This window comes from Inhella crocodyli, from assembly GCF_004004565.1.
Classification (GTDB): Bacteria; Pseudomonadota; Gammaproteobacteria; order Burkholderiales; family Burkholderiaceae_C; genus Inhella; species Inhella crocodyli.
Map to the genome: position 1 here is coordinate 1589262 of NZ_SACM01000001.1, position 21609 is coordinate 1610870.

The window sequence follows — 21609 nt, forward strand, 5'->3', positions numbered from 1 at the left end:
TCCGGCTCAGGCCAAGCCCATCAGGTCCGCGGGTGCGGCCAGCAGGCGCTGCGCCCCCGCAGACACCAGCTCGTCCTGCGAGCCGTGGCCCCACAGCACGCCCACCGAGGCCAGGCCATGGGCCTGCGCGGCGACCACGTCCACGGCGCGGTCGCCGATCATGGTGGCGCGGCCATCGATCGCGCCCTGGGCCAGCAACTCGCCCAACTGCTGGGCCTTGGGAATGCCCACGTCGCCGCCGCTGACGAATTCGAAGTGCTGGCGCAGGCCGAACAGCGCCAAGATCATTTCGCAAAAGTCCACCCGCTTGGAGCTGCACACCCCCAAGCGCCGGCCGGCCGCGCGCAGGCCCGCCAAGGCCTCGGGGATGCCGGGGTAGACCACGTTCTCGGCGTAACCCACCGCCTTGTAGCGCTCGCGGTAGGCGGCGACGAGCTCGGCGATGTGGGCGGCCTCGTCGATGCCGGTCAGGGCGCGGAAGGACACGTCCAGCGGCGGGCCGATGACGAACGAGCGCTGGTCCGGCCGCAGTGGCGGGTGCCCGTGGCGCGCCAAGGCGAAATCGAAGCTCTTGCCGATGCCCTCGGCCGGGTCGCTCAGGGTGCCATCGAGGTCGAACACCAAGACCGGCGGGCGTGTTTCCATGGGGTGCATGGCTGCCATTGTTTCGCGGCCGCGCCGACGGCCCTAAGCTGAGCGCATGGCGCCGACCCCGCCCACCCCGTCCACCGCCGCGTCCGCCCCTGCCGACCCCCTGGCCGAGTCGCGCGAGCGCACCCAGCCGCTGCTCTTCCGTTGCGGCTTGGCCTTTCTGTTGCCGCTGGTGGCCCTGAACCTGTGGGAAGGGCGCGTGCTGCAGGCGTCGATCGTGGCCGTGCTGTGCGCCTGCCTGGGCCTGAACCTGTGGGCGGTGGGGCGTGGCCGGCCGGCGCCGGTGTCCTTTGCTCTGCTGCTACTGCCAGGCCTGGCCGCGATGTGGCTGGTGGTGGAAAAGCGCGGACCGACCGGTCTGTTTTGGGCCTTCCCCGCAGCGCTGTTTTTCTACTTCAGCTTGCGGCGCAGCGTGGCCAATGCGTGCGTCGGCTTGATGCTGGCGGTGGGCGTCTGGCGCGCCTGGGACTTGATTGGCGGCGACGTGGCCCTGCGCTTCGCGCTCACGCTGGGCGCCTTGGTCGGGGTGATGAACCTGATCCTGTCGGCGCTGGCCCGCCTGCAAGAGCGCCTGGCCTTCGAGGCCACGCGCGACGCCCTGACCGGCGCCTACAACCGCCGCGAGATGACGACGCAGTTGGCCGCCGCCGTGGACCGGCAGCGCCGCCACGCCCACCCCGCGACCCTGCTGGTGCTGGACCTGGACCATTTCAAGACCGTCAACGACACCCTGGGCCACGACGCCGGCGACCGTGTGCTGCAAGGCCTGGTGGGCCTGGTGCAGGCGCGCATGCGCCGCACCGACACCCTGTTCCGCACCGGCGGCGAGGAGTTCGTGCTCTTGATGCCCGACACGCCCGTGCCCGAGGCCCTGACCTTGGCCGAGGCCCTGCGCGCCCAGATCGCCGCCGCCGCGTGGCTGCCCGACCGCCCGGTGACGGCCAGCGTGGGCGCCGCCCCCCTGCAACCGGGCCAGGACGTGAACGCCTGGCTGCGCGCCGCCGACCAGGCGCTCTACGCCGCCAAGGCAGGCGGGAGAAACCGGGTGGTGCTGTCCCCCAGTGCCACGCATACTGGCCCCACAGTCAACGCCGGGACCTCCCCATGACGATTTGCCCCATTGCCGTGGTCGCCGGTTGCGCCAAGTGCCCTGCCTTCAAGGTCTGCCCGCTCAAGAGCGTGCTCGGCGACCAGCCGCCCAAGGGCGAGGCCGCGCCGCCTGCGCCGGCGGCCAAGGGCAAGAAGAAGAGCTGATCAGTCCTCGTCCTGCACCTGGTAGGCCGCGGCCAGCGCGGCCTGGGTGTTGGGCGGCACGGGGTCGTGGTGGCTCAGGCTCAGCGTGTAGCGGGCCTGCCCGCTGGTCATCGCGTTGAGCCGCGTTTGGAAGTTCGCCAGCTCGGCCAGCGGGGCCAGGCCCTGCACCACCAACTGCCCCGGCACCGCGGTGCGCGTGCCCGTCACCTGCCCGCGGTGGCTGGCCAGGTCGCCACTCACGTCGCCCACGGCGCCCTCGGGCGTCAGCACCTCCACCTGCACGATGGGCTCCAGCACCACGGCACGCGCCTCGCGCACCGCCGCCTGCAGCGCCTTCTTGGCGGCGGTCACGAAGGCGATCTCCTTGCTGTCCACGCTGTGGTGCTTGCCGTCGAACACGGTCACCTTCAGGTCCACCAGCGGGTAGCCGGCGATCACGCCCTGCGCGCAGGCCTCGCGCACGCCCTTCTCGACCGCGGGGATGAAGGCCGTGGGGATGACACCGCCCTTCACGGCGTCGACAAACTCGACCCCAGCGCCACGGGGCAGCGGGTCGATCTTGAGCCACACTTCGCCGAACTGCCCGGCCCCGCCCGACTGCTTCTTGTGCCGGTGGTGCCCCTCGGCGTGCGTGCTGATGGTCTCGCGGTAGGCGATGCGCGGCGGGCTGGTTTTGACCTCGAACTTGAAGTTCTCCTTCAGGCGCTCCAGCAGCATGCGCAGGTGCAGCTCGCCCAAGCCGTACACCAGGGTCTCGTGGGTCTGGGCGTCTTGCTCCAGCTTGAGGCAGGGGTCTTCTTCCACCAGGCGGTGCATCACGTCCCACAGGCGCTGTTCGTCGCCATGGCGCGTGGGCGCCAAGGCCAGGCCGTGCACCGGCGTGGGCACGGCCAGTGGAGCCAGGTGCAGGTGCTCGTCCTCGGCCAGGTCGTGCAGCACGGCGTCGGGGTGCAGCTCGTCCAGTTTGGCCACGGCGCACAGGTCGCCGGGCAGGGCTTGGTCCAGCGGCACTTGGGCTTTGCCTTGCAGCAAGAACAGGTGACCGACGCGCACCGGCTTGCGGCCGTGGCCCACGTAGAGCGTCATGTTCTTGCGCAGCGTGCCCTGGTGCACCCGCACGAAGCCCATCTTGCCGAGGAAGGGGTCGGCCCGCACCTGAAACACATGGGCCAGCACGTGCTGGGTCGGGTCGATCTGCACCGTCACGGGCTGCGCCTCGGCGCCCTCGCCGCGCAGGAAGGCCGGCGGGTTGGCCTCCAGGGGGTTGGGCAGCAGCTTGTCGATGACGGTCAACAGCTCGGCCACGCCCACCCCGGCCTTGGCCGCGGTGAACAGCACGGGCACCAGGTGCCCCTCGCGCAGCGCCTGTTCCAGCGGCGCGTGCAACTCGGTGGCCGGCACGTCGCCGTCGTTCAGGTACCGGTCGACGAAGGCGGCGTCCACCTCCACCACCTGCTCCACAAGCGCGCGGTGCGCCGCCTCCACGCTGCCAAAGTCGCTGCCACCGCTGCTGGCAAAAAAGCAGTCTTGAACGCCCCCCGCGTGCGGCAGGTTCAGCGGCAGGCATTCCTTGCCGAACTGCGCTTGCAACTGCGCCAGCAGGGCGGGCAAGTCCACGCCAGGGGCGTCGATCTTGTTGACCACGATCACGCGGTCGCGGCCGCGCGCGGCCGCCGCGTCCATGGCCCGCTGCACCATGGGGTCGATGCCGCGCTGGGCGTCGACGAGCACGACGGCGGTCTCCACCGCTTCCAAAGCCGGCAGGGCTTGCCCAACGAAGTCGGGGCTGCCAGGGGTGTCGATCAGGTGCACGCGCAGCCCAGCGTGCTCGAAGTGCAAGAGGCTGCTCTGCAAAGAGTGCTGCGCGCGGCGCTCCAAGGGGTCGTGGTCGCTGACGGTGTTGCCCTTCTCGACACTGCCCGCCTGGGCAATCGCCCCCGCGGCCTGCAGCAGCGCCTCCGCCAAGGTGGTTTTGCCGGCGCCCGCCGGCCCCAACAGGGCCAGGGTGCGGATCTGGGTCAGCTCCTTCATGGGCGCTCCTCGCGGCGTGGTTGGAGCCAGCGTATGCCGCTTGGCCCCGGTCGGCAAGCGCCATGGCACCGCTAGGATCTTCAGCCCTTCGCCTCTCAAGCCCACGCCCCTTGCCGCCCCCGCCCCACCCCTCCCAGGACCCCTGGCAAGACGGCTTCCAACTGGGCGACTGGTGGGTCGATGTCAGTGGCAACCGCTTGGTGCGCGACGCCGAGGTGCGCCCCTTGCGCCACAAGGCCATGGCCTTGCTGGTGATGCTGGCGCGGCACGAAGGTCGCACCGTGGCACGCGAAGACATCGTCAACGAGGTCTGGGACGGCAACCAGTTCGTCGCCCCGAAGGCCATCAACACCGCGGTATGGACGATCCGCCAGGCCTTGGGCGACGACCCCGACACCCCGCGCTATTTGGAGACGATCGCCAAGAAGGGCTACCGCCTCGTGGCGCCGGTGTCCCACCCCATCGCGCGCGAGCCAACGCACGATGCACCGGCCGGTGGGCCGCGCAGCCCGTCCACAGACCTGGGCGTCGACGCAGCCCATGTTTCGGGTTCGCCCGACTCACCGCGGCGCTCGCGATGGATCGCCACCGGCCTGGGTGGCGCCTTGTTGCTGGCCGCTGCCGCATGGTGGGCCGGATCGCGACCCAGCGCTGCGCCTGATGGGCCACGCTCGGTGTCGCCTTTGAGCGCGCCGGAGGCGCTGTCCCAAGAGGAAGGCGTCGAGTACCTGGCCGCCCAGTCGCCCGACGGTCGGCACCTGGCTTTCGCCTGGTGGCGGGGACAAGGCGTCGGCGAGTTGCACTTGCGCGACCTCGCGTCGGGTGGGCGCCCTGCCTCGCCGCCCCGCCCGGTGTCGCACGGTGCGGGCGACGTGCACGGCTTGGCGTGGGCACCCGATGGCCACGCCCTGGCCTTCGCGGCCATGCAAGCCGATGGCAGTTGCGCCCTGTGGCGCCAGGACCTGGGCACCGACGGTCGCGCCACGAAGGAGCGCCAGCGCCTTGGCCGTTGCGCCCCCCTGTACACCGCCACGCTCGCGTGGTCGCCCGATGGACGCTGGCTGGTTTACAGCGGCGAACAGGACGGCGCCGGCGGGCTGTTTTTGATGTCGCCGCAGGGCGGCACGCCCCGCCGATTGACCACTGCCGCGCCGGGAGCCATGGCCGACCACCAGCCCAGTTGGTCGCCCGACGGTCGCCACATTGCGTTCGTGCGCCAAGACCCCGCCGATGGCACGCGCGACGTGTACGAAACCACGCTGGAGGGTGAACCACGCCGCCTCACCCAGCTCCGGCTGCACCACGTGCACGGCCTGGCCCATGCGCCCGATGGGCAGGACCTGGTGCTGTCCACCACCGTGCAAGACCTGCGGGTGCTGCAACGCTGGCAGCGACACGACGGCCGCGTCGTGCCGCTGGGCCTGGAGGGCAGTGCGCCCTCCCGGGCCAGCGACGGCAGCTTGGTCTACGCGCTGATGCGCAGCCACGTCAGCCTGGCCCAAGGCCGGTTTGACGCCTTGCCACGTCGCGCCATGCAGTCGATCGCCTCCGACCGTTGGCCGCGTCCGGACCCGCGCGGCGAGCGCGTGGCCTTCGTGTCGCGGCGCAGCGGCAGCCTGGCCTTGTGGGTGGCCCACGCCGACGGCAGCCAGGCCCGTGCCCTTGCCGACCTGGGAGGACAGTCGGAGGCCCCGGCCTGGTCGCCCGACGGCCGTCAACTGGCGTTTGTGGGCGCTTGCGGCCCGGGCCGGCGGGTGGGGCTGTGCCGCATCGGTGCCGACGGGCAAGGCCTGGCACCGGTGGCGGCCGACGCCGCCGGCTATGGCAGCCCGCAGTGGCACCCGACCCGCCCAGAGCTGTGGACCGTCAGCGACCGCGGCGGCCGCTGGCAGTTGTGGCGCTTCCCGGCCAAGGGCGGTGCCGGGCAGCCCGAGCCCACCGAGCACGAGCCTGGACGGGCGCTGCAATGGGCCGCCGACAGCAGCGGTTTCGTGTACCAAACCCGCGGGAGCGACCGACTGCGCTGGCGCAGTGCCACCGGCCCGCAGGCGGGTCAAGAGCGGGAACTGGTCCCCGCGCGCCACGGCGAGAGCCTGCTGGACTGGCAATGGAGCCCTCGCGGGGTGGTGGCCTTGGTGCGCGGCGACCGCGAGCGCTGGCGCTTGCTGCCTTGGGACGGCAGCGCCAGCCATGCGCTGGGCGACCACCCTGTCGGCACCTTCCCGGAGCGCGCCCGCTTCGCGATCGCCACCGACGGCACGCTCTGGGTCGAGCTCGCCGACACCAACGTGGCCGACATTTTTCGCGTTCGCTGACGCCGCCAGAGGCGCGCCAAGTCCTTGTCACCATTGGTGAATCTTTTTTAGATCGGGCTTGGATCGGAATCGGAGCGCCCGCCTCTTGCCGCCGCGGTGCAGCGACCGTCCACTGCGGCCGCCAAGCCCTCCAGGCGACGCCGGCCCCACCCCGGGCGCTGGGCCGGAGGGCGCCTCAGGAGGCCCCATGACGACCCGACGCCAATCCCTGCTGACCCTGTCTTCTGCCCTTTCTTCCGCCTTGTTGGTTGCCTGCGGCGGTGGGGGGGGCGGCGCGCTGGCCGAGACCGTGCCGCCCGCGCCGCCGCCGCCCGTCCCGCCGCCCGCGCCCCCCGCGGGCTGGACCCGGCTGGCCGACCTGCCTGCCGGCCGCGCCAAGTTCGGGGCCGGCGCCATCGCCGGCAAGGTGGTCGCTGCGGGGGGCTACGACACCCTGCGGTCGGTGCTCGTTTACGACGTCGCCAGCAACGCCTGGAGCAACGGCCCCAGCCTGATCTCCGGCACCGACAACGTCGCCGTGCTCGCGGTGGGCGGGCGGGTGCACGCCATCGGTGGCGAGGCCCGCACCGCGCACCAAGTGCTGGACGCGGCGCTGGGTGCCTGGGCCTCCGCCCCCGCCTCGCCCGCCATTCGCTTCGCGTCCGCCGCAGCGGTGCTCAACGGCCGCCTGCATTTGGTGGGCGGCTGGAACTACAGCAACACCGCCAGCAACTCCGTCGACACGCACGACGTGTACGACCCGGCCACCAGCACGTGGTCCGCGGCGGCGCCCCTGGCCACGCGCCGCAACGCCGCCGCGGCCGCGGTGGTCGATGGCAAGCTGTACGTCATCGGGGGCCGCGCCCCCGGCATCCGCGCCAGTGACCAAACCAGCCTGGCCAGCGTGGAGGTTTACGACCCCGCCACCAACACCTGGCGCGCAGGCCCCGACCTGCCCCAGGCCCGATCCGGCGCCGCGGCCGTGGCGCTGGGCGGCAAGGTTTACGTGCTCGGGGGCGAAAGCACGCCTGGCGGCGTTCGCAACGCCGTCAGCCGCCTCGACCCCGCCACCGACTCCTGGACCGAGCTCGCCGGCATGCCGTTCAGCGCACATGGGTTGGCGGCCGTCGTCGTGGACGAGGCCATCGTGGTGATGGGGGGCTTCACCAGCGCATCGGACGCCGTGGGCACCGAGTCGGCCCAGTGCTGGCGCTTCGCCCCGGGGGCCGCATGAGGTCGCCGCGCACCGTTCGGGCCGTCGTCAAGGCCTTGTGCTGCCTGGCCGCAGCGGCTTTCATGGGCGGCGTCGCCATCGGCGCTGGGGCGCCGGCTGTCGAGTCCGGCCACCTGCCGCCGGCCTGCCAGGCCGAACTCGACGCTCGGCTGGTCCGGCTGGAACGCGAGTTGATGGCACGCCGCAAGGCGCTGCCGCCCCTGCCGCCCGGGCCCAAGTCGTCCGACGCCCAATGGGCGCGCGACCAGGCCCTCATGAAGGAGGCCCACACCCGGCTGGAACAAATCGGGAAAGAGATCGACGCCTGCGTCCAGCGCGTGCGCCAGCAGCATCGCCAGCCGCAATGAAGCACCTGACCCGACCCCTGCTCGTGCTCCTGGCGGCAATGGCGCTGCAGAGCGCGGGCGCTGCCGGCCTGCCAGAGCCGCCCAGCCCCCCCACGGCGGCGCCAGGGACACCGCCTGCGGCCTTGCTCGAAGCCCTCGTGGCCCACTCGCGCCTGGCCCTCCTCATGGAGGGAGGCCGTGTGCAGGGACCCGGCGCCGAGCGCTGGCGGCAACTGGCTGGCGCCGCCCAGCACGTGCTGCTGGGCGAGCAGCACGGCAACGCGGGCATCGCCCGGCTGGCCCAAGCCCTGTGGGCCGACCTGGCGACGCAGGGCTACACCCATGCCGCCCTCGAAACCGACCCCTGGGTGAGCGCGGCGCTGGCGTCCTCGCTGCGCCGAGGCGGGATGCCGGCCTGGCGCGCCTTTCTGGTGCCGCGCGGGGGCGCGCAAGCGGTGCCTTTCGTGGGTTGGCAAGAAGAGGCGGCGCTGGCCGAGGCGGTGTTGCGCACGGGCTCGCTGTGGGGCCTGGACCAGGTCTTCATCGGGAGCGCGCCGTGGTTGCTGCGCGACCTGTTGGTCCAGCCGCGTGCCGGGCTGCATCCCACAAGCCGCGCGACGCTGGTGCATTGGGTGCGCGAGGCCGAGGCCGACCCGCAATGGCTGGGCCGCGTGCCGCTGGCCGCGATGCAGACCGAGGCCGCCCGCAGCGCGCCGCGCTCTGCCGCCCGCGCGCTGCTCAGCGCCCTGGCGGAGTCCCGCGCCATTTACGGCCCATTCACCGGCGACGAGGGCGAACCCTGGACCGCCAACCAGCAGCGCGAGCAGGCCATGAAGCAGCGCTTCGTCGCGCTGCTTCGACAGGCCGAGGCCCAGCGACAGCGTGCCCCCAAGGTCATGCTCAAAGTGGGGGCGTACCACGGCTTCCGCGGCGCCAGCCCCACCGGCGTGCAAAGCCTGGGCGGCTTCGTCACGGAGATGGCCGCCGCACGCGAGCAAGCCGTGCTGACCGTGCTGCTCCTGTGCGGGCCGGGCAGCCAAGGCGCCGTGCACGGCGGCAGTCCCCAGCCTTGCGACGGCTGGCTGCAAGAAGGCGACTGGCGCTTTCTGGCGCCGTGGGTGGACGCGCAACAACCGACGCTGTTCGATTTGCGCACCTGGCGCTTGCGCCCCAAGCGCTGGGCGCACCTGCCCGCCGAGGTGCAACGTGTGATCGGCAGCTACGACCTGCTCGTGTTCGTGCCCAACACGCCCGCCGCCACGCCCTTGTGACGGGGCAGCCAGGCGCCAGGTGTTCGAGGCCCCTTGCCCCCAGGGGGCAGCGCGCAAGGGCTAACGTGCGGGTTTTGCATCCTTGCCGACCCTGCATGTCCGACACCCCGCCCTACACCCCACCCAAGGTCTGGACCTGGGACCAAGCCAGCGGCGGCCAGTTCGCCAACATCAACCGCCCCACCGCCGGCGCCACGCACGAACAGGCACTGCCGGTGGGGCAGCACCCGCTGCAGCTGTACTCGCTGGCCACGCCCAACGGCGTGAAGGTCACGGTGATGCTGGAAGAGCTGCTGGCCCTGGGCCACGCCGGCGCCGAGTACGACGCCTGGCCCATCCGCATCGGCCAGGGCGAGCAGTTCGGCAGCGGCTTCGTGGCCGCCAACCCCAACTCCAAGATCCCGGCGCTGGTGGACCGCAGCGGCCCCGAGCCCGTGCGCGTGTTCGAGTCGGGCGCCATCCTGGTCTACCTGGCCGAAAAGTTCGGCAATGCCTTCCTGCCCACCGAGGGCGCGGCGCGCGCGGAGACCTTGAGCTGGCTCTTTTGGCAAATGGGCAGCGCGCCCTTCCTGGGTGGCGGCTTCGGGCACTTCTACGCCTACGCGCCCACCAAGCAGGAGTACCCGATTAACCGCTACGCGATGGAGGTCAAGCGCCAGCTCGACGTGCTCAACCGCCTGCTGGCCGAGCGCCCCTACCTGGCAGGCGAGGCCTACACCGTGGCCGACATGGCCACCTGGCCTTGGTACGGCCAGCTGGTGCAGGGCCTGCTTTACGGTGCGGGCGAGTTCCTGAGCGTGCACGAGTACGCGCACGTGCGGCGCTGGGCCGAGGCCATCGCCCAGCGCCCGGCGGTGCAGCGCGGGCGCAAGGTCAACCGCCTCTTCGGCGAGCCCGCCGACCAGTTGCACGAGCGGCACGACGCCAGCGACTTCGCGCTGCGCACGCAAGACAAGCTGGCTCAGCCCGCAGGCTGATCGGCCGCTTCCGGCGGCGCCAGCGAGGGCCCGCGCGTGGTCTGCGGCACCGTCACCGGCTGACCGGCGGCAGCCCGGCCGCGGGCGCCGTTGATGGGCCAGACCCAGGTTTCTTGCAGCGCCTGCACCTGCGCGGCCAAGGCCTCCGGGCCGTCGATGCGCTTCGCGTGCCGCTCCAACACCGAGCCGGCCATGTCGATGAGCTTGGCGTTGCGCGTGGCCTGGCCGCGCTCGGCCAGCAGGCGCACCGCCTCGGTCGGCTGGTGCTTGAGCGACAAGGTCAACGCCTGCTCGGCGATGCGGAACACCTCCTCGTGCGCGCGCCGCACCAAGGCCACGGCGGGCTCGTCGGCCTCGGCCATGGCCACCAGCACCTCGGTGCTGGCCTTGTTGACGCAGTAGCGCAACGCCAGGCGGTGAAGGCAGGCGTCGTCGTCGGGCAAGCGCAGGCCCACGCGCAGGAGCCGCTGGCGCACGGCGATGAACAGGCAGGCCGCCTCCAGGTCGGCGTCGGGCAGGTCCAGGGCCTGGGCCAGGCGGGCCGCATCGGCCTGCGCCTCGGCGCCCTGTCCGGCCAGCCCGGCCACGAGGGCGCGCACCGCCAGGTGCAGGCGCTGCACCCGGGCCGACTGGGCCTGCTGCGCCTGCCAGCCCTCGAAGCGCACCAGCACCTGCTGCAAGGGTTCGCGCAGGCCGGCGTCGAAGTGCAAAAAGGCCAGCAGCACCAGGCTGTAGTAATCGAACAAGCGCGAGTCCAACCCGCTTTCGGCCGCCCAGCCGAGCAGGCGCAGCGCCTCGTCGCGCTGGCCCACGTAGAACGCCAGGGTGCCGGCCCGCTGCGCGCGCAGCAAGCAGGTGGGCGTCAAGGCCATGGCCTGTTGGTAGGTGGCCAGGGCCTGCTCGAGCTGCCCCTCTTCCAGGTGGACCCGCCCCAGCACGTCCCAGCCATCGGCGTACTTGGGCATCTCGCCCACCAAGGTCTGCAGGCTTTGCTTGGCGTTCTGGGCGCGGCCCGCGGCGTACTCGGCGCAGGCCACGCCGAGCTTGGCCCAGGGCACGGTCTTGGCCTCGATGATGGCCGTGTACAGCGCCCGCGCCTCGCTGGCGCGCTGCAGGCGCAACAGCAGCTCGGCCCCGATGCGCGCGGCGTGCAGCCAGCAGTCCTCACGCGCCTGGAATCGGGCCAAGCACAGCCGCGCCGCCTCCTCGTGCTGGCCGGCGGCCATGGCGTCGAACACCGGCTTGAGCACCTGCTTGCGGCGGCGGGCGCTTTGCAAGCGCTCGGCGAAGGCGTCGAAGGTGTAGGGCTTGATCAGGTAGACGTCCAGCGCCGCCTCGGCCGCACCGGCCACGGCCGCGTAGCTGCGGTCGGTGGTGACCATGACGAAGACGGTGGACGGCGGCAGGATCTGCTCGCGCCGCAACTCGTCCAGCAGCTGTTGCCCGCTGTCTTGGGCGTTGCCGAAGTCGTTGTCGCTGACCACGATGTCGAAGGCCATCGCCTCCAGCGCCAGGCGCGCATCCCGCGTCTTGGTCACGGCGCGCACCGTGCCCACCCCCAGCTCTTTGAGGTGCGACACGACGAGCATGCGGGCGTTGGTGTTCGCGTCGATCACCAGCGCCTTGGCGTGTTCCAAGCGGTCCAGCATGGGGGCCGACTATGGCGGAAACCAGTGCTCACAAGGCGGCGGCGGGAGATTGCCTAGCATCGCCGCCATGCCACTCCGCAGTCCCCACGCCGCTTGGATCGCGGCCGTCGCAGCGCTGCTCCTGGCCGCCTGTGGCGGCGGGGGCGGCGCGCCCCCGGCGGCCCCTGCCCCACCCCCGCCCCCGGCGCCCACCCCGCCGCCGGCGCCTGCCCCCACCCCCACCGTCACCACGCTGCGCAGCGACCTGGCCAACCCCTGGGCCCTGGCTCGGCTGCCCGACGGCCGCTGGCTGCTGACCGAGCGCGCGGGTCGCTTGTGGGTCTTGAGCGCCGACGCCCGCAGCAAGACCGAAGTGACGGGCCTGCCCGCCGTGGCCAGCGCAGGCCAAGGCGGGCTGCTGGACGTGGCGGTCGACCCCGACTTCGCGCAAGCGGGTGGCAACCACATCTACTGGAGCTACGCCGAGCCCGGCAGCGGCGGCAACGCCGGCACCGCCGTGGCCCGGGCCCTGCTGAGTGGCAACACCCTGGGCCCGGTGCAGGTGATCTTTCGGCAATCGCCCAAGGTCGGGGGCAGCGGCCATTTCGGGTCGCGGCTGGTGTTCGCGCGCGACAAGACCTTGTTCGTCACCCTGGGTGAGCGCCAGTTGGGCAACCCAGCGCAGGACCTGCAGCAGACCCTGGGCAAGGTGGTGCGTTTGCAGCGCGACGGCAGCCTGCCCGGCGACAACCCGCGCTGGACCCTGCCCGCGCTGCCGGGCGTTTGGAGTCTGGGGCACCGCAACCCGCAAGGGGCGGCCCTGCACCCCGACACGGGCGAGCTCTGGGTCAGCGAACACGGCCCCCAAGGCGGCGACGAACTCAACATCGCCCGCGCCGGCGCCAACTTCGGCTGGCCACTGCGCAGCTACGGCTGCAACTACGGCGACCCCGTCGGCGAGGCCTGCCGCATCGGCGGCGGCGTGCACGCGCCGGGCTACGTCGAACCCCTCACCCACTGGGTGCCCACCTCCATCGCGCCCAGCAACCTGATCTTCCACAGCGGCACCATGTTTCCCGAATGGCGCGGCCAGGTCCTGATGGGGTCCTTGGCCGGCTCCGCCCTGTGGCGCTTGGTGCTCAGCGGCAACACCGTGGTGGCGCGTGAACGCCTGCTGGGGGAGCTGGGCGAGCGCATCCGCGACGTCGACGAAGCCCCCGACGGCGCGATCTGGCTACTGACCGACAGCGGCAAGCTGTTGCGTTACGGGCGTTGACGGATTGGGGGATGGTTGGACGCCCAGACCCCCACCACAATCGCCGACCATGAGTTCCAAGCCTCCGCCCCGTGGCGCCTCGCTGCACCTGGGCCTCAACCGCGTCGACCCGAAGCACTACGCAGGCTGGTCGGGGGCGCTGGGGGCCTGCGAGGCCGACGCCCGCGACATGGCTGCCTTGTGCCAGGCGCAGGGCCTGAACCCAAAGGTCCTGCTCAGCGCGCAGGCCACGCGCGCGGCGCTGGCCGAGGCCTTGGCCACGGCGGCGCGGGCCTTGCGGCGGGGCGACCTGTTCGTGCTGACCTTTTCCGGGCATGGCGGGCAGGTGCCCGACGCCTCCAAGGACGAACCCGACGGCCAGGACGAAACCTGGTGCCTGTTCGACGGCCAACTGCTCGACGAAGAGCTGTATGCCGCGCTGGCCACATTCGCCGCCGGGGTGCGGGTGCTGGTGCTCAGCGACAGCTGCCACAGCGGCACCGTGGTGCGCGCCGCCCCGCCGCTGACGGCCGATGCGCGCCAGCGGGCCCGCCACCTGCCGCCCGAGGTGGCCCGGCGCACCTACGCCGAGCACGCGGCCTTCTACGACGGCCTGCAGCGCCAAGCCCCGGGCCGCGATGTCGACCCCGATGCTGCCTTGGCCCGGGTGACGAAGCCGGGCCGCGTGGCGGCGGTGGTCAAGCGATTCAGGCCCAGCGTGGTGCTCATCGCCGGCTGCCAGGACAACCAAACCAGCCTGGACGGCGAGCGCAACGGCGCCTTCACCGCCGCGCTGCTGGCCACCTGGAACCAAGGCGCCTTCCGCGGCAACCACACCCAATTCCACGCCCGCATCCGCGCCCGCATGCCCGCCACCCAAAGCCCCAACCTGTTCACCTTGGGCCCCGCGACCGCCTTCTTGGCGCAGTCGCCCTTCACGCTGTGACGCTGCGCCTGCGCTTGGTGCACGGCGACGCGCGCTTCGCGCGCTGGCCCGTGCTCTTGGGGCACTACGAGGGCGACACCTTGGTCAGCGCCGAGGCCCGGCTGGACGACTGCCTGCGCGCGCCCGACGCCCGCGAAGGCCCGCTGCGCCAGCTGCACCGCCTGGGCCTGTACCCGGGCGCCATGGGCACGCAACGCGCCCTGGCGGCCCCCACCGGGGCCACGCCCCCGGGCCTGGTCGCGATCGGCCTGGGCGAGGTCGGTGCGCTCACGCCCAGCGGCCTGCGCGACGCGGCGCAGCGCGGTTGGCTGGACGCCGTCCGGCAAGGCCTGCTCGGCGACGGCCGGGTGGCGGCCTTGATGGTGGGCACAGGCGATGGGCAGCTGCGCGTGAGCGAGTCCATCGACGCGTTGGTGCAGGCCGCGCTGGGCGCCAACGCCACGCTGGCCCGCGCCGGCCAGCCCGAGCGCCTGCAAGAGCTGGTCCTGCTGGAGCTGTTCGAAGACGCCGCGCTGAGCGCCGCCCAGGCCTTGCACGGCCTGCTGCGCCAGGCCCCGTGGGCGCGCCAAGTGCGCTGGCCCGATCGCGCGATCGAAGCGGGCGAAGGCCGGCGCAAGCGCCGTCGCATCCAGGGCGACCCGGCCTGGTGGCAGCGTTGGGTGGTCGAGCAGGTGCACGACCTGGGCGAAGACCGGCTGCGCTTCGTGGCCCTGGGCGAGCGGGCCCGCGCCGAGCTCAGCCAAGCCAGCGGCCAGCTGGACCTGGTGGACGAGTTCGTGGCGCGCAACGCCGCCCAGGTCCGCCACGACCCGGCTTTGACCCACACCCTGGCCGAGCTGCTGCTGCCCCTGCGCCTGCGCGAGGCGCCCCCCGAGCCGCGCGACCGCCTGCTGCTGCTGGACGCCGCGGCCGCCCGTTTCCCCTGGGAGATGCTGCCCGGGCAGGGCGGCACGCCCTGGGCCGTGGAGCGCCCGCTGATGCGCCAGCTGCGCACCGCGCAGTTCCGCGCCCAGCCCCAGCACGCGCCCGACGACGCCCTGCTGGTCGTCGGCCACCCCGACCTGGGCGAACGCAGCCCCTTGCCCGGGCTGCCCGGGGCCCGCGCCGAGGCCCAGGCCGTGGCGGCGCTGGCCCGGCGCGCCAAGCTGCCGCACACGACCGCCATCGACGCCCCGGCCGTGGAGGTCTTGCAAGCCCTGCACGCGCGGCCCTGGCGCCTGCTGCACCTGAGCGGTCACGGGCTCAGCGCGCCCCGTGCGGGGCTGGCCTTGGGCCCGCGGCGGGTGCTGTCGGCCGGCGACGTGGCGCAGCTGCGCTGCGTGCCCGAGTTCGTGTTCGTCAACGCCTGCCACCAGGGCTGCCTGGCGCCCGAGGGCGCGCCCCAACGCGCCGCGGGCCTGGGGCAGGCCTTCATCGAGATGGGCGCGCGCGTCGTGGTGTGCGCCGGCTGGGCGGTGGACGACGCGGCCGCCACCACCTTCGCCCGCGCGCTGTACCGCGCGCTCTTTGCCGGCCAAAGCGCGGCCGAGGCGGTGCACGCGGCACGCCGTGCCTGCTGGCAGCGCCACCCGGGCACCCTCACCTGGGGCGCCTACCAGGCCTATGGCGACCCGGGCTGGCGCCTGGACCGCGCGGTCTCGACGGGCTCGACGGGCTCGACGGGCTCAGCGGCAACGCCCACGCAAGCCCTGCCCTTCTTCCTGCCGCAGGAACTGCGCACCGAGCTGGAAAACCTCGCCGAGGCCACCCGCGTGCGGACCGCGCGGGGCCAAGACCCGGGGCTGCGCCGTCGCCTGCGCGGCCTGCTGGGCCGCGCACCCCGCGCGTGGCGCGGCCGCGGCGACCTGTGCGCCGCGCTGGGCGCGGCTTACCTGGCCGCGGGCGTGGCGCCCAAGGCCTTGTTGTGGCTGGCGCGGGCCCTGGCCGCGGCCGATGGCGACGCCCCGCTGCGCACCGCCGAGCAGGCGGCAACCTTGGTGCTGCAGGCCGCGCTTCGCGGTCGGCGCTTCAGCGCCACCACGCGGGCCGAGGCGGTGGCCACGCTCAAGGCGTGGCAGCGTCGCTCGCCCACGCCCGAACGGGCGCGCCTGCTGGCGGCGGTGGCGCGGCGCGGTCGGTCGATGCGGCGCTGAGCCCCCCGGCGGCCGCGCGCCGCTGGCGCCAACGCGCGCCAAGCGCCTGCCAAGCCGCCGTGAGCGCAGCACAGGCCAGCGCCGCCCACAGGCTGTGGCTCACGAAATGCGCCCCACGGGCCCATTGGGCCAGCGAACCGAGCAAGCCCGCCGCCAGCACCGCGAGCAGGATGCGGCGCTGCACCTGGGGCACCCCGCGCCACAACCACACCAGGCCAAAGAAGGCGAAGCTGCCGACCGCATGGCCCGAGGGGAAGCAGTGCCCTGGCCCCCCGTCGTTGCGCCCCCAATCCCAGTGCGACATCCAGGCGGCCACGCCGCCAAACTCCGACAAGCTCCAAGGGCAACTGGTGGTGCTTTGCGACTTCAAGGCGGGCACGACCAGCAAGGCCAAGACCGTCCCGGCCAGCGCCCAAGCGCGCTCGCCCCGGGTCGGGCCGTCGTGCGGGCGCAGGGGACGCCAAAGGTCGAACAGCATCCACACGACGGCCGCCCCCGACAGCCACCGCAGGCCGTTGTGCAGCAACTGCTCGGACCAAAAGGCGTTGCGCGCGGCAAAACCGCCAGCGTCCCCGAACAGGCGAGCCACGACCAAGTCGCCGGAGGTCGCATCCCAGGCCAGCACCAGGGCCAAGGCCCAGGCCCAAGCGCGCCAGCCGGTGGGCCAGACCGCCTTCATCGTTGGCATGGGCGCATCAGGTCCCATTGGGGGTCGTAAAGCGCCGTCTTCACGTCCAGCAAGGTCAGCAGGGTGTGGAACAGGTGGTCGTGCTGCGGATCGGGGGTCTTGGCCGGCAGGCCCTTCACGCAGTCCAGCGTCCAGCCCCGCGCCTTGGCAAAGCCCTCGCTCAGGCCCAGCAGCATCGGCACCTCGGTTTGCTCGCGCGGCGCCACGGCGTAGGGCAGGCCGTGCAGGTAGATGCCGCGCTCGCCCAGGCTCTCCCCGTGGTCGGGGATGAAGAGCATGGCCGTGTCCACACCGGGGGCGGCCTGAAGGCGGCGCCACAGGGTGTCGAGCAAGGCATCGGTGTGGCGCAGGGCGTTGTCGTAGGCGTTGACGATCTCCTGACGGCTGCAACGGCCCAGGTCGTCCTTGGCGCAGAAGGGCTGGAAGGGCGTGGCCCCGGCCGGCACACGGCGGTGGTAGGCCGGGCCGTGGTTGCCCAGCATGTGCAGCACCCAAATTTGCGTGCCTTTGCCGGTGGCCGCCTTCGCCAGGTCGGCCTCCAGGCCGTGCAGCAAGGCATCGTCCAGGCAGGTGCCGTTCTTGCACAAGCTGGGGTCGACGCCCAGGTCGCCGACCATCTCTTGGCCCAGGCCGTCGCACACGCCCTTGCAACCGCTTTGGTTGTCGCGCCAGCGCACCGTGACGCCAGCGCGCTGCAGCACGTGCAGCAGCGATTGCTGGCCGCGGATGCGGTCTTCGTCGTAGTCGCGGCGGCCCACCGGCGCGAACATGCAGGGCAGCGAGCTTTCGGTGTGCGTGCCACAGGTGCGCACCAGGGGGAAGAGGGCCAACTCAGGCAAGGCACCCGTCAGCGGCGCGGTGTTGCGCAGGGTGCCGTCCAGGGTGGTGTGCGGGCCCCAGTTGGCGGCGCGCACGGTCTCGCCGACCACCAGCACCAGCACGCGGGGCCGCTCGGCCTGCGCCCAGCTCGGCCCGGCCTGGGCATCCAGGCCGATGGGCTGGCGCACGCGGCGGGCTTCTTTGGCTTCGTTGAACAGGCTGCGCGGCGCCGACCACAGCGGCGCGGCGGGCACGATTTGGTAGCGCAGCGCCTTGTGGTTGCGCATCAGGCTGGACAGCGGCTGGTAGATGCTGAACAGCAGCACCAAGAAGGCCAGCAGGGCGGCGCCCCACCACAGCAGGCGCCGCCCGGCGGCGCGGGCCCAGCCGCCGGTGCGCGGCGCGATGCGCGCTTGGCTCAGGAACCACCAGGCGGGCACGGCCTGGACCAGGGTGTGCAGCAGCAGCGAGGGCGTGAACAGCTCGCGCGCTTCGGTCCATTGGGTGCGCATGGCGTTGCGCAGCATGTCGGGGTCCAAGGCAGCGCCCAGGGCCAACACGAAGTGGCTGGCGATGGCCGCCACCCCGACCAGCACGGCCAGCAGGCCACGGCCCCAGGCCCGGCCCATGAAGGGCGCCACCAGCAAGAAGTGCAACAAGGCCAGCAGGCCCACCAGGGCCACCAGCACGGTGCCTTGGTCGGCCCCCAGCGCAGCGCGCGCATTGACGAGGAAAGCGCGGTTGGCGGTGAGCGCCCAGTACACGCAGAGCACGGCCACCATGGCCTCGCTCGACAGCGTGATGGGCGACCAACCGCCGCGGCGCAGCAGCGGGGAGGGTGCAGGGGTCGACATGGCGTCGGATTGTTCCCAGCGAGCCTGAAGCGACCCTGAAGCCACCCTGAAGCCGGCCAAGGCATCATGATGGCCATGCGCGTGCTGCTCCTCGAAGACGACCCCTTGCTGGGCGAAGGCCTGCGCGATTTCCTGCGCGCCGAAGGCCAGGTCGTGGACTGGTGCACGCACCTGGGCCAGGCCCAGGCGGCCATCCAAGGTGAACCCTTCGACGCCTGGCTGGTGGACTGGCAGCTGCCCGATGGCTCGGGCCTGCAATGGCTGGGCCGCCAGCGCGCGGCCGGCGCGACCACGCCGGCCATCATGATGACGGCGCGCGAAACCGTGGCCGACCGCATCCGCGGCCTGGAAGGCGGCGCCGACGACTACCTCGTCAAGCCCTTCGCCCCCGAGGAGCTGGTGGCGCGCCTGCGCGCCTGCGTTCGCCGGCACCAGCCCCGGGTGATGGCCTTGGCCGGCGGCGTGAGCCTGGACTGGGGCGCCCGCGAAACCTTGCTCGACGGGGAGCGCGTGAGCCTGACGGCGCGCGAGTGGACCGTGCTGGAGGCCCTGGCGCAACGGGCGGGCCGCTGGGTCAGCAAGGCCGACCTCGAGCGCTTGGTGCTGGGCTTCGACGCCAACGCCGCCAGCAGCAACGCCTTGGAGGTCCACGTCTCCAACCTGCGGCGCAAGCTCGGTCGCGAATGGATCGAATCGCAGCGCGGCCTGGGTTACCGGGTGGTGCCGGCATGAAGTTGCGCAGCATCGTCGGCGAGCTGGGCTGGATCGTCGGCCTGGGCGCCCTGCTGGGTGCCTTCGCCGTGGCCACGGCGGCGGTGATCGCCGTGTTCGACGAGGTCGACGAGCTGCTCGACGACACTTTGGAGGCCACCGCCCAAGGCCTGGCCCCGGTGCTGGCCGCCCTGCCCCCCCCACCCCACGATGCACCGCCCACCACGCACCAGGCCGGGCATTTCGCTTGGGTGCTGCTGGATGCCCAGGGCGCGGTGCGCCAGCGCTCCGCCGGCGCCGACGCGGCCCCCCTGTTGGCCCAGGCGCCTCGGGTGGGCTTTCACGACGTCGCCCAGTGGCGCGTGTACGGCAAGGCCGTGGGCACGGACGGCAATTTGCTCTTGGTGGCCCAAACCCGCGACGAGCGCAGAGAAGCCCACACCGAGGTGGCGCTGCACGCCGGTTTGACCGCGCTGGGCGTGGCCCTGCTGCTGCTGCCCCTGCTGCTGGTGCGCACGCGCCGGGCGCTGTTGCCCCTGGACGCCCTGTCCGAGCGCCTGGCCAGCAGCGAAGCCGAGCCCCTGCACCTGGGCCGCGACCTCGGGCCGCCCGAGCGCCGCGAGCTGGCCCCCATCCACGAGGCCCTGGGGGCCTTGGGCCAGCGCCTGGGCCAGCGCCTGCAGTTCGAGCGGGCCTTTGCCGCGCAAGCGGCCCACCTGCTGCGCACGCCGCTGGCGGGCATGGACGCGCAACTGGCCATCGCCGTGCGCGAGCACCCCGAACTGCCCCGCCTGGCGCAGGTGCGGGCCGCCACCACCCGGCTGCAGCGCCTGGTGCTGGCGCTGCTGCGCCTGTTCCGCAGCGCGCCCGAGCTGCAACGGCAGGCCCTGGACGCGCGCAGCCTGCTGGGCGAGCTGATGCTGCAAGGCCTCACGCTGAGCGAGGGCCCGCCCGTGCCGCTGAAGGCCGACGCCGAGCTGCTCGCCGCCGCCCTGCTGAACCTGCTGGACAACGCGCAACGCCACGGCGCGCGCAGCGTGCGCCTCAGCGCCCATGGCGCCAATGGCCTGTGCCTGCAAGACGACGGCCCCGGCGTGACCGAGGCCGAACGCCTGGCCATCCTGGCCGCGCTGGACAGCAACACCGACCACGACCACCGCCTGGGCTTGCGCCTGGCCGACCTCGTCGCCCGCGCCCACGGCGGGCGCCTGAACCTGCCCGCCACGCCCGAGGGCGCGGGCTTCACCGTGCACCTGGACTTCGCCTCCGCCCCCGCCCCATGAGCCTTCACGCCCCCCAGAAAAGCCGCGGCGGCATCGCCCGCGTGTTCAAAGCCTTCCGGTACTCGCGCCAGGGCTTGCAGCAGGCCGTGGCCCACGAGGCCGCCTTCCGCCAGGAGCTGGCTCTGTGCGCGCTGCTCTTGGTCGCCGTGCCCTTCGTGGCCACGAGCGCATGGCAGGCCCTGGCCCTCGTGGCCGTGATGCTGCTGGTGCTGGTGGTGGAGCTGATCAACTCCGCCGTCGAGGCCCTGGCCGATGCCTTGAGCACCGAGATGCACCCCTTGCTCGGCCGCGCGAAGGATTTGGGGAGCGCGGCCGTGCTGCTCAGCCTGACGCTGGCCGGGGCCACCTGGGCTGTGGCCCTGTGGGAGCGCCTGCGCTGAGACCGTTCAGGGCCGCCACCACAGGGCCGAGCGGTCCAGGGGCGTGCCCAGCGGCAGCAGCGGGTTGCGCAAGCGCAGCACCCGCCGGCGCCCCAGGTCGGCGCGCGCCAGCAAAGGCGCGAAGTGCGACTCGAACAGGTGCTGCAACTGCCCGTTGTCGACCAAGGCCTCCATGCCCTGGCGCAGGCGGGCCAGCAGCGCCGGCCGGTTGCGGTTGACGAAAAAGTAGAGGGCCGTGGGGTAGTGCAGCGCCCATTGCGACTCGACCGCCAGGCCCGGGTGCGTTTCGGCCTCCACGTAGGCCTCGACCACCGCCCGCGGAAAGGCGTCCACCCGGCCCTGGCGCAACCAATCCAACATGGTCTCGTAGCGGTCCGGGCCGCTGACCTTCAGGCCGTTGGCCCGCAGGATGTCGGTGTCGGGCCAGTCGCGCCCCTGCACCAGGCTCAACTGCCGCCAGTCTTGCGCCCCGCGCAGCGCGCTGAAGCGCGCCTGCTGGCCCTGGGCCACCAGCAGCAGGCGCCAGCCGAACAGGCCCCGGTACATGGGCACGCGCACCGCGTTCAAGCGCCGCTCTCGGTCGGCACTGGTCATGAACCAACAGACGTCGTAGCCGGGCGTGCCCCGGGCCATCTCGCGCGCCCACACGCCCTGCTGCAGGTCCTCGCCGGGGCGGTGCGGGTGCTCGCGCATGGCGCCCCGCCAGCCGCCGGCCTTCAAGGCCAGGTCCAGCAGGGCCAGGCTGTAGCGGTAGATCAGGCTGCTCTGCGCGCCCTGGTGGGGCACCTCCACGGTGGTGGGCTCGGCGGCCCAGGCGCGCCCGGACGGCGCCGCCAGGGCCAGGCCCCAGGGCAGCGCGCCGCGCCGGGTCAGGC

19 protein-coding genes are annotated in these 21609 nt (G+C 72.8%); 13 read left to right on the top strand and 6 right to left on the bottom strand.

Annotated elements, in window-relative coordinates:
* Positions 1-6: 6 nt before the first annotated feature.
* Complete coding sequence (locus EOD73_RS07410; RefSeq protein WP_205702416.1) at positions 7-654, bottom strand: HAD hydrolase-like protein; 648 nt, start codon at positions 652-654, stop codon at positions 7-9.
* A 46-nt stretch (positions 655-700) separates the two neighbouring features.
* Between EOD73_RS07410 and EOD73_RS07415 the strand changes: the two genes are divergently transcribed.
* Complete coding sequence (locus EOD73_RS07415) at positions 701-1759, top strand: GGDEF domain-containing protein (protein WP_127682243.1); 1059 nt, start codon at positions 701-703, stop codon at positions 1757-1759.
* The gene (locus EOD73_RS17535) at positions 1756-1905 is read left to right on the top strand and encodes a hypothetical protein (RefSeq protein ID WP_164845974.1); all 150 of its coding nucleotides are present in this window, start codon (positions 1756-1758) and stop codon (positions 1903-1905) included. The genes EOD73_RS07415 and EOD73_RS17535 overlap by 4 nt, the downstream gene beginning before the upstream one ends.
* Here EOD73_RS17535 and fusA read toward each other — a convergent pair whose 3' ends face one another.
* Entirely contained in the window at positions 1906-3936 is a 2031-nt protein-coding gene (gene fusA / locus EOD73_RS07420; protein WP_127682244.1) for an elongation factor G, read from the bottom strand.
* A gap of 110 nt (positions 3937-4046) precedes the next feature.
* Between fusA and EOD73_RS07425 the strand changes: the two genes are divergently transcribed.
* From EOD73_RS07425 to yghU, 5 genes are all read left to right on the top strand, one after another.
* Positions 4047-6251, top strand: coding sequence for a winged helix-turn-helix domain-containing protein (locus tag EOD73_RS07425; protein ID WP_164845975.1), 2205 nt, complete (start codon positions 4047-4049; stop codon positions 6249-6251).
* A gap of 187 nt (positions 6252-6438) precedes the next feature.
* Positions 6439-7464: a Kelch repeat-containing protein gene (locus EOD73_RS07430; protein WP_127682246.1), complete on the top strand. Its 1026-nt coding sequence runs from the start codon at positions 6439-6441 to the stop codon at positions 7462-7464.
* Entirely contained in the window at positions 7461-7811 is a 351-nt protein-coding gene (locus tag EOD73_RS07435; protein ID WP_127682247.1) for a hypothetical protein, read from the top strand. Before EOD73_RS07430 ends, EOD73_RS07435 begins: the two co-directional genes overlap by 4 nt.
* The gene (locus EOD73_RS07440; protein WP_127682248.1) at positions 7808-9061 is read left to right on the top strand and encodes a hypothetical protein; all 1254 of its coding nucleotides are present in this window, start codon (positions 7808-7810) and stop codon (positions 9059-9061) included. The genes EOD73_RS07435 and EOD73_RS07440 overlap by 4 nt, the downstream gene beginning before the upstream one ends.
* Before the next feature lie 95 nt (positions 9062-9156).
* Entirely contained in the window at positions 9157-10038 is an 882-nt protein-coding gene (yghU, locus tag EOD73_RS07445) for a glutathione-dependent disulfide-bond oxidoreductase (protein WP_127682249.1), read from the top strand.
* On the opposite strand, the gene EOD73_RS07450 is transcribed toward yghU, so the two are convergent.
* On the bottom strand, positions 10023-11687 hold the full coding sequence (locus tag EOD73_RS07450) for a response regulator (RefSeq protein WP_127682250.1): 1665 nt from the start codon (positions 11685-11687) through the stop codon (positions 10023-10025). The two genes, yghU and EOD73_RS07450, sit on opposite strands and share 16 nt — an antisense overlap.
* 67 nt (positions 11688-11754) lie before the next feature.
* Between EOD73_RS07450 and EOD73_RS07455 the strand changes: the two genes are divergently transcribed.
* The 3 genes from EOD73_RS07455 to EOD73_RS07465 are packed head-to-tail and all read left to right on the top strand — an operon-like array spanning position 11755 to position 15999.
* A complete protein-coding gene (locus EOD73_RS07455; protein WP_127682251.1) occupies positions 11755-12942 on the top strand; it encodes a PQQ-dependent sugar dehydrogenase in 1188 nt (395 codons plus the stop codon).
* A gap of 49 nt (positions 12943-12991) precedes the next feature.
* Positions 12992-13867, top strand: a complete 876-nt coding sequence (locus EOD73_RS07460) for a caspase family protein (RefSeq protein ID WP_127682252.1) — start codon at positions 12992-12994, stop codon at positions 13865-13867.
* Entirely contained in the window at positions 13864-15999 is a 2136-nt protein-coding gene (locus EOD73_RS07465) for a CHAT domain-containing protein (RefSeq protein ID WP_127682253.1), read from the top strand. Before EOD73_RS07460 ends, EOD73_RS07465 begins: the two co-directional genes overlap by 4 nt.
* Here the strand turns inward: EOD73_RS07465 and EOD73_RS07470 are convergent.
* Together EOD73_RS07470 and EOD73_RS07475 are read right to left on the bottom strand one after the other, a co-directional pair.
* Positions 15911-16687: a phosphatase PAP2 family protein gene (locus EOD73_RS07470; RefSeq protein WP_240660623.1), complete on the bottom strand. Its 777-nt coding sequence runs from the start codon at positions 16685-16687 to the stop codon at positions 15911-15913. The two genes, EOD73_RS07465 and EOD73_RS07470, sit on opposite strands and share 89 nt — an antisense overlap.
* A complete protein-coding gene (locus EOD73_RS07475) occupies positions 16675-18360 on the bottom strand; it encodes a phosphoethanolamine transferase (RefSeq protein ID WP_127682254.1) in 1686 nt (561 codons plus the stop codon). Before EOD73_RS07475 ends, EOD73_RS07470 begins: the two co-directional genes overlap by 13 nt.
* Positions 18361-18435: 75 nt before the next feature.
* On the opposite strand from EOD73_RS07475, the gene EOD73_RS07480 reads away from it, so the two are divergent.
* The 3 genes from EOD73_RS07480 to EOD73_RS07490 are packed head-to-tail and all read left to right on the top strand — an operon-like array spanning position 18436 to position 20734.
* Entirely contained in the window at positions 18436-19092 is a 657-nt protein-coding gene (locus EOD73_RS07480) for a response regulator transcription factor (RefSeq protein WP_127682255.1), read from the top strand.
* Entirely contained in the window at positions 19089-20354 is a 1266-nt protein-coding gene (locus EOD73_RS07485; protein WP_127682256.1) for a sensor histidine kinase, read from the top strand. Before EOD73_RS07480 ends, EOD73_RS07485 begins: the two co-directional genes overlap by 4 nt.
* Positions 20351-20734: a diacylglycerol kinase gene (locus EOD73_RS07490; protein WP_127682257.1), complete on the top strand. Its 384-nt coding sequence runs from the start codon at positions 20351-20353 to the stop codon at positions 20732-20734. The genes EOD73_RS07485 and EOD73_RS07490 overlap by 4 nt, the downstream gene beginning before the upstream one ends.
* Before the next feature lie 6 nt (positions 20735-20740).
* On the opposite strand, the gene EOD73_RS07495 is transcribed toward EOD73_RS07490, so the two are convergent.
* Positions 20741-21526 (bottom strand): type 2 periplasmic-binding domain-containing protein, encoded by a 786-nt coding sequence (locus EOD73_RS07495; protein ID WP_127682258.1) that lies wholly within the window; start codon positions 21524-21526, stop codon positions 20741-20743.
* Between the last annotated feature and the right edge of the window lie 83 nt (positions 21527-21609).